Here is an 8981-nt window from a genome sequence, read left to right as displayed (position 1 = left end):
CGCCGGCCGCCCGGCAGACCTGCCGGGGGTAGAGGAACAGATCGGCCTGTTCATCAACACCCTGCCAGTGATCGGCACCCCGCGTGCCGAGCAAACCGTGGCCGAGTGGATCGGCCAGGTGCAGGCCGGCAACCTGGCCGTGCGCGAATTCGAGCACACCCCGCTGTACGATGTGCAGCGCTGGGCGGGGCAGGGCGGTGACGCCTTGTTCGACAGCATCCTGGTGTTCGAGAACTACCCGGTGGCCGAGGCGCAGCAACAGGGCGCGTACGCTGGACTGTGCTTCGGCTACGTGGCGGTGCAGGAACAGACCAACTACCCGCTGACCCTGGTGTCTGAGCTGGGCACGACGCTTTCGATGGAGTACAGCCACGACCTTGCGCTGTGGAGCGACGAGACCATTGGCCGGCTGGCTGGCTACTTTGCCAACCTGCTGCAGGCGCTGGTGGAGAATGCTGACGTGATGATTGGCGAGCTGCCAATGCTGGGGCTGGCAGAACAGCAACAGATGGTCGACGGCTGGAACGAAACCCACGCGGCGTACCCGGACGAGCGCAGCGTCCACCAGCTGATCGAAGCCCAGGTATTTGCCACCCCGGATGCTCCGGCACTGGCCTTTGGCGAGCAGACCCTGAGCTATGCCGAGCTCAACCGCCGTAGCAACCAGCTGGCGCACAAGCTGCGCGAGCAGGGCGTGGGCCCGGATGTGCTGGTGGGCATCGCCATGGAGCGCAGCCTGGAGATGGTCGTCGGCTTGCTGGGTATCCTCAAGGCCGGTGGAGCCTATGTGCCGCTGGACCCGGAATACCCACGGGACCGCCTGAGCTACATGTTCGAAGACAGCGGCATCACCTTGCTGCTGACCCAGTCGCACCTGCACGAAGCCCTGCCGATCCCGGCCGGCCTGCGCAGCCTGGACCTGGATATGGTGGACCTGAGCGGCTACAGCGACGCCAACCCGAACATCGACGTGGCCCCGCTGAACCTTGCCTACGTGATCTACACCTCCGGCTCCACCGGTCGCCCGAAGGGTGCTGGCAACAGCCATCAGGCGCTGGTCAACCGCCTGTGGTGGATGCAGAAGGCCTACGGCCTGGACGCCAGCGACAGCGTGCTGCAGAAGACCCCGTTCAGCTTCGACGTGTCGGTGTGGGAGTTCTTCTGGCCGCTGATGACCGGCGCCCGCCTGGTCGTGGCCCAGCCGGGCGCGCACCGCGACCCGCAGCTGCTGGTGGAATGCATCAACCACTACGGCATCAGCACGCTGCACTTCGTGCCGTCGATGCTGCAGGCGTTCATGACCCACGAAGCGGTCGAAAGCTGCGTCAGCCTCAAGCGCGTGGTGTGCAGCGGTGAAGCGCTGCCGGCCGAACTGGCCCGCCAGACCCTGCAGCGCCTGCCGGCGGCGGGCCTGTACAACCTGTACGGCCCGACCGAAGCGGCGATCGACGTCACCCACTGGACCTGCCAGCCGGACGAAAGCATCAGCGTGCCGATCGGCCAGCCGATCGACAACCTCAAGACCCATATCCTCGAAGGCAGCCTGCAACCGGCGGTGCGCGGCAGTGCCGGCGAGCTGTACCTCGGTGGTGTCGGCCTGGCGCGTGGTTACCACCAACGCCCGGCGCTGACCGCCGAACGCTTCGTGCCGGACCCGTTCAGCGACAACGGCGGGCGCCTGTACCGCACCGGTGACCTGGCGCGCTACCGCGCCGATGGCGTGATCGACTACGCCGGGCGCATCGATCACCAGGTGAAGATTCGCGGCCTGCGCATTGAACTGGGTGAGATCGAGGCACGCCTGCTGGAGCTCCCGAGTGTGCAGGAGGCCGTGGTGCTGGCGCAGGACGGGCCAAGCGGCAAGCAGCTGGTGGGCTATGTGGTGCCTGCCGACAGCACGCAAGACGAAAGCGCGTTGCGCGACAGCCTGCGCGAGGCGCTCAAGGCCGGCCTGCCGGACTACATGGTGCCGGCACACCTGCTGCTGCTCGGCAAGCTGCCAGTGACGCCGAACGGCAAGCTGGACCGCAAGGCCCTGCCGCAGCCGGATGCCAGCCAGTTGCAGGGCGAGTACATCGCACCGCAGAGCGATTTGGAACAGCAGATCGCAGCGATCTGGGCGGATGTGCTGAAGTTGCATGGGATCGGTTTGACCGACAACTTCTTCGAGCTGGGCGGTGATTCGATCGTGTCTTTGCAACTGGTAAGCCGAGCGCGCAAGGCCGGCATCCAGTTCACCCCGAAGGAACTGTTCGAGCATCAGACCGTGCAGAGCCTGGCCTTGATCGCACGTCGGCAAGACGGTGCCGGGCGGTGGGAGGATACGCCTGCAAAACAGGCGCCCGATGTTTTAGCGACGCTGACCCAGGCACAGCGGGACCAACTGCCTGTTCCGATAGAGCAGATCGTTGATCTCTATCCGCTTTCGCCGATGCAGCAGGGCATGCTGTTCTATACCCTGCAAGGGCCGGAAACCGGGTTGTACATCAACCAGACGGCGGTCTCGGTGGCAGGGCTGGATATCGATCGGTTTGCTGATGCTTGGCGGCAGGTGATCGCCCGGCATGACATTCTGCGCACGGCATTCTGGTCGAGCCCGCAACTGAACGAGCCGCTGCAGTTTGTGCTGCGCGAAGTGGCGTTGCCGTTGCAGGTGCTCGATTGGCGGCAGCAAGATTGCTCGCCGGAGGCACTCAAGGCATTGGCAGCAGAAGAGGCTGCCCAAGGCTTCCAGCTGTCGAGTGCGCCGCTGATGCGCCTGACACTGGTGCGCCTGGGAGATGGGCGTTTGCATCTGGTCTGGACCCGGCATCATATCCTGATGGATGGCTGGAGCGATTCGCGCCTGCTGGGTGAGGTGTTGCAGGCCTATCATGGGCAAACGTTCGAACGCCCGGTGGGGCATTTCGGCAACTACATCCGCTGGCTGGGCGACCAACCCCAGGAAAAACTCGAACGGTTCTGGAGCGCAACACTCGGCGGCCTGGAAACCCCGACCTTGCTGGCTGGCGCCGTGATGCCTCGCCCTGACAGGGCGCTTGCCGGCCATTCTGCCCTCTACCTGCGATGGGATGCGCACAGAACCCAGCGCCTGCGCGAGCAAGCGCAAAAGCTGCGGGTTACACCGAACACGCTCATTCAAGGGGCCTGGTTGCTGGTGTTGCAGCGCTACACCGGGCAATCGACCGTGTGCTTCGGTGCGACAGTGGCTGGGCGTCCGCCGAGCCTGGAGGGCTCCGATGAAATGCTGGGGCTGTTCATCAATACCCTGCCGGTGGTGCAGACGCCTGAGCCCGAGCAACGTGTTGAGGTATGGTTGCAGCAACTGCAGGCTTACAATATCGAGTTGCGCGACCATGAGCATGCCGCCCTTGCCAATGTCCAGCGCTGGGCCGGGCGCCCGGGCCAACCGTTGTTCGACAGTATCGTCGTATTCGAGAACTTCCCGGTCGATGAGCGCCTGGCGGAAAACAGTAGCGATATCCTGCAGTTTGGTGATGTCAGTGCGCGTGGCGTTACCAACTACGCAATGGACTTGTGCGTGGAGCTGGGCAACACTCTGACGGTGGAGTTCATGTACCTGCGCAACTGCTTCAGCGAAGCCGCCACCGACGCATTGCGTGGCAGCTTCGAGCGCTTGTTGAATGTAATGCTGGATGACCCGCAGGCTACGCTCGGTAGCCTGGATATGTTGACCCCGGCACAGTTGCAGCAAGCGAGTGGGCGTAACCGATTGGCTGGCAGCCCGCAGGGCGGGCTGCTGTTGGCCGAGCAGATTGCCCTGCATGCCACGGCTTGCCCCGATGCTGTCGCTGTCATCTGCGCAGGGCAGCAATTGACCTATCGCGAGCTGGAGCAGCGGGCCAATCGCCTGGCGCATCAGCTCATTGCCATGGGGGCTCGGCCGGAGGCCACCATCGGCATTGCCCTGGAGCGTTCGGTCGATGTCATTGTGGCTTTCCTTGCCGTGATGAAGACCGGTGCGGCCTATGTGCCGCTGGACATCGATTACCCCCAGGAGCGCCTGCAATGGATTGTCGATGACGCGGGCATGCACTTGTTGATCACAACCCGCGACCTCAGACCGCGTTTCGCCCAGGTGCAGTGCTGTGTCGAGCTGGATATGCAGGTGCTCGACGCGTTGCCGGTGACGCCACCGCAGGTGAGCATGCAGCGGGATAACCTTGCCTATCTCATCTATACCTCTGGCTCTACTGGCAAGCCCAAAGGGGTGGCGGTCAGCCACGAGCAAATCCGCATGCACTGCCAGGCAATCGCATCGTTGTATGAAATGGATCGATCGACCCGTGAGCTGCTGTTCATGTCATTCGCCTTCGATGGTGCACAGGAGCGCTGGCTGTCGACGCTGTCATCCGGTGGCTGCCTGGTGGTACGTGAAAATCGCCTGTGGACGGCAGAGGAAACCTGGCAGGTGCTGCACGAACAGCGCATCGACATTGCCTGCTTCCCACCGGCCTACCTTCAGCAACTGGCAGAATTCGCCGAGGGCCAGGAACAGGCCGCCCCACCTGTGCGGGTGTATTGCTTTGGTGGGGACGCGGTACCGAATGCCCTCTTCGAGCAGGTCAAGCGCAGCTTGCGACCACAGTGTTTGACCAATGGTTATGGCCCGACCGAGACGGTGGTCACACCGCTATTGTGGAAGGTCTCGAACGAGCAGGCGTGCGAGGCGGTGTATGCACCGATCGGCACGCGTGTCGGTGAGCGCACATTGTATGTACTCGACCAGCACCTCAATCCACTGCCTGATGGTGTGGCCGGCGAGCTGTACATCGGTGGGGACGGTGTGGCACGCGGTTATCACCAGCGGCCGTCCCTGACTGCCGAGCGTTTCGTCGCCGACCCGTTTGGCCAGGGTTTGCGTCTGTACCGGACCGGCGACCGGGTGCGGCGCCGCGCCGATGGCGTGATCGACTTCATCGGGCGCATGGACAACCAATTGAAGGTTCGCGGTTTCCGCATCGAGCCTGGTGAAATCGAAGCGCGCCTGCGTGATCTGAGCGAGGTGAGGGATGCCGTGGTAGTGGCGCGTGAAAGTGCTACAGGCAAACAGTTGATCGGCTACGTGGTTACCCACGAGAAGGGCGGCTGCGCGCAGGCGCTGCGTGAGGCCCTGGGCGCCGAATTGCCGGACTACATGGTGCCTGCGCAACTGGTGCTGATGCCGGCGTTGCCGCTTACGCCAAACGGCAAGGTCGACCGCGGTGCATTGCCTGCTCCCGAATTCGTTGGTCAGCGGGTACGAGTCGCACCGCGCAACGCTATTGAACAGGCACTGGCGGACATCTGGCAGCAAGTGCTCGAGGTGCCCTGCGTGGGGGTTGAAGACAACTTCTTCGAGTTGGGCGGCGACTCGCTGCGGGTGCTCAAGATGCTGTCCAAGGTCCGCGCGTGCGAGGAGCTGCCCATCGAACTGAAACTGCGAGATGTCATGGCCAGGCCGACCATTGCTGAACTGTCTGGCTACTCAGACAAGCAGTCCAGTCTGGACCCGGTGCTGCTGCTCAACAGCCGCGTTGCCGGCACGGCGCCGTTGTTCTGCCTGCACGCCGGCTTCGGTACGGTGTTCGACTATGAGCCATTGGCCCGGCGCCTGGAAGGCCGTTGTGCAGTCTATGGCATTCAGTGTCGCATGCTGCTGGATCATGCCTGGGTGGATGATTCCATTCAGGCAATGGCCATCGATTACGCTCAGTACATTCGCCAGAAGCAGCCAGAAGGCCCTTATCAGCTGGTCGGTTGGTCGCTCGGTGGCGCGCTTGCGCTGTTGGTGGCCCATGAACTGGAAAGCCAGGGGCAGCAGGTTTCGATGCTGAGCCTGGTGGACAGCTTCATTCCCCAGCCACGCCAGGTGGCGCCTGACGCTGACTGGCGTGACGATCTGCAGGGCTTCCTGGGTGTGATTCTTGGGGTGCACAAACAGCTGCTGGTGGTGCCTGCGATACCGGTCGATTGCGACCGCAATGCTTTGGAGCAGGTCATTGACGCGGTGCGCGCGACTCAAACCGGGCAGTCGACTTATAGCGAGATTGGCAGCGCAGATCTGGCACATACTTTTGTGGTTGCGATGAGGCTCAAGGCGCTGTCGCAACAGATGGCCGCGTTACCCACTACTTCTGCTGACGCTTCGTGCTGGTGGGCAGGGGCGGACAACTGCGGGGGCAGGATTGCCGGCAATGCACGGCATGTTGGTGTGGATGCCGGTCACTACGACATTCTCAAGCATCCTGAGGTACTTGACGGGTTGATCGCCATGCTGGCGGTAGGAGAGGTAATGAGAGGCTGAACCAGGCCGCCCTTTTCGAAGGGCGGTTGCCATCTACAAGCGCCCGTTGCGCATCCTTTGGGGTATGCAACGGGTTTTTTATCGCAATGCGTTTATCAGGGTTGCAGTCGGCAGAGGGTAAAGCATGAAGCGCGGGATGACGGCCGGGCAATAAAAACGGCGCTCCCCAGTATGGAAAGCGCCGCTGTTTCAAGCCTCCTGCAGGGCCGAGGCCGGCAGCGATCGTTGAATGACTTCTCGCTCAATGACTCAGAAGTCGTACCGCAGGTTGAGCATGGTATTGCGCGGGGCGCCGTAGTGGGCGTAACTGCCGGCCATGCCTGCGTAGTATTTCTCATCGAACAGGTTGTTGACGTTCACCGTGGCCGACAGATTGTCGTTGATCTGGTAACGCGCCATCAGGCTGGCAACGGTGTAGTCGTCCTGCGTTACGCGGGCTCCCAGCCGAGCGTAGGTGAGCGACGAACTGGAGTTCCAGTTTGCACCACCGCCGATGGTCAGCTTGTTCCAGTCACCTTGCAGACGGTAGGTGGTCCAGAGGCGGAAGGTGTCCATGGGCAATTGCGTGGTCAGGCGGTTGCCATCGGAGTCTTCGGTACGCGTGTGACTGTAGCCGGTCTGGATGTTCCAGCCTGGCAACACTTCACCGGACAGTTCCAGGTCGATACCCTTGGTTTCTGCGCCATCGACAGCGCGGTAGGCTTGGGTACGGCCAGGTGTCAGGTTGTCGCCATCCTCTTCCGCAAGGTTATCGCGCTGGATCAGATAGATGGCAGCGTTGGCATTCAAACGGCCTTCATAGAATTCGCCTTTCCAACCCAGCTCGTAGTTCTTGCCTACCACGGGCTCCAGAGTCTTGCCAGAAACATCCTGGGAGGACTGCGGTTTGAAGATGTCGGTGTAGCTGGCGTAGACAGACTGCTCTGCCGTCAGGTCGTAGACTATACCGGCATACGGCGTGACAACGCCGTTCTCGCGCATCTTGGTGGTCGGGGCTCGGGCGGGCAGGATGCTGAGGTTATAGTCGTAGTTGTATTTCGAGACCCGGGCGCCAAGGATGAAGTGCAGGTCGTCAGTGACATTGAAGCGTCCGGCCACGTAGTAACCGCTCTGGCGGATAGCGACGTTATAGTCCAGGAAAGGCACGTAACTGTCGTCCGACGGCCGGGCCATCTCGTTATTCCAGTTGTAATAATCGATCGTGGTAGACGGTGCATCGGATTCGTCGTGCTGGTTCTCGTATTCCTGGAAGTTGTAGCCCACGATCAGCTCATGGCTTTGCCCCAGCAGTTCAAACGGGCCCTGAAGCGTGACATCGACACCCTTCTGCGTCTGTGTAGCCTTGGCCTTGGCCGGAATGATCGGTATCGCTCCGGTAGCCTGGTTGATGTACGCCACGTTGGTCGTGGTACGCAAGTAAGCGGAATCGGTATCGCGGTCAACGTCCATGTAGTTGGCGGCGATCTTGAACTGCCAGTCGTGGGCCAGCTCCTGTTCCAGGCCGAACGTATAGTTGGTGGTCTCGATTTCGTCGTACATCCAGCGCGCGCCGGCGCTTTTCGAACGGGAGAAATCGGTGGGCTGGCCGTTGCTGAACAGCACCGGGACACCCGGGGCGCCATCGGCCCGATACTTCTGATGATCGATGCTGAAACGGCCGACGGTGGTGTCGGTCAGGTCTGCTTCGAGCACTCCGTAGACCAGGTCGCGTTTCTGGCTGTACCAGTCCATGAACGTGTCGTTGTCTTGCTTGGCTGCAACGAAACGGCCGCGAACGCCACCGTTTTCTGTCAGTGGCCCCGAGACGTCCGCTTCGGCGCGGTAGTAGTCCCACGAGCCCACACCGGCCTGGATGTGAGACTTGAACTCCCGGGTCGGACGCTTGCGTATCAGGTTCACCACGCCGCTCGGGTCACCCGCACCGGTCATCAGGCCAGTGGCACCGCGAATGATCTCGACGCGGTCGTAAAGGGCCATGTCCAGTAAGGTGCTGGGCATGTTGCGGGTCTGGTTTTCCTGGGTGGTAGTTACGCCGTCGATCTGGTAGGTGTTGATCGCGCTACCACGGGAGTAGATGTTGAAACGCTCACCGCCGTCCTGGGACATGGTGATACCCGGTGTCTGGTTGAGTACTTCGGTCATGGTGGCCAAGTGTTGGTCGTCCATGCGCTGACGCGTGATCACCGTGATGGTTTGCGGCGTTTCACGGATCGACAGGTTCATCTTGGTGGCGGTGTTGGTCACACCGGTGGTGTAGGAGCCTGTGCCTTCGGTGGTGGCACCAAGGCCCACGCTATTGACGTTGGTCGCCGAAAGCTCGACCTGGCCGGCCTGTGCGCCCGAACTGGCCGTCACCGTCACGGTGTTGCCATCGATCTGGTAACGCAGCCCGGTGCCTTGCAGCAATGTCCGCAGCGAAGACTGCAGGTCATGCCGGCCCTTGAGGGCCGTGGAGCGCAGCCCATTGATGTCCTCCGGGCTGTACAGCAACAGGGCATCGGTCTGACTGGCCAGTGCCCGAAACACCGAGTTCATCGCTTGCGCGGCAATATCCAGGGTAAACTCCAGTCCCTGCACCAGGGTAACCATAGCAGCGGAACTCGCCAGCCCAAGCCCGATGACTGTGAACGCGCGCTGGGGGCGAAGGGAATGACGGATCAGTAATGCTTTGGCA

The 8981-nt window shown here is 62.0% G+C and carries 2 protein-coding genes; one reads left to right on the top strand and one right to left on the bottom strand.

What is annotated here, in order from left to right; translation table 11 throughout:
• A partial coding sequence (locus JV551A3_RS23920; RefSeq protein WP_133979172.1) for an amino acid adenylation domain-containing protein occupies positions 1-6307 on the top strand: 6307 nt, incomplete at its 5' end.
• Between the two features lie 249 nt (positions 6308-6556).
• Here the strand turns inward: JV551A3_RS23920 and JV551A3_RS23915 are convergent.
• Positions 6557-8981, bottom strand: a 2425-nt coding sequence (locus tag JV551A3_RS23915; RefSeq protein WP_133979170.1) for a TonB-dependent siderophore receptor, incomplete at its 5' end; no start/stop codon positions are given.

It is taken from the genome of Pseudomonas inefficax (assembly GCF_900277125.1).
GTDB lineage: Bacteria > Pseudomonadota > Gammaproteobacteria > Pseudomonadales > Pseudomonadaceae > Aquipseudomonas > Aquipseudomonas inefficax.
The sequence above is the reverse complement of the archived record's forward strand: the minus strand, read 5'-3'. Positions and strand labels throughout refer to the sequence as shown.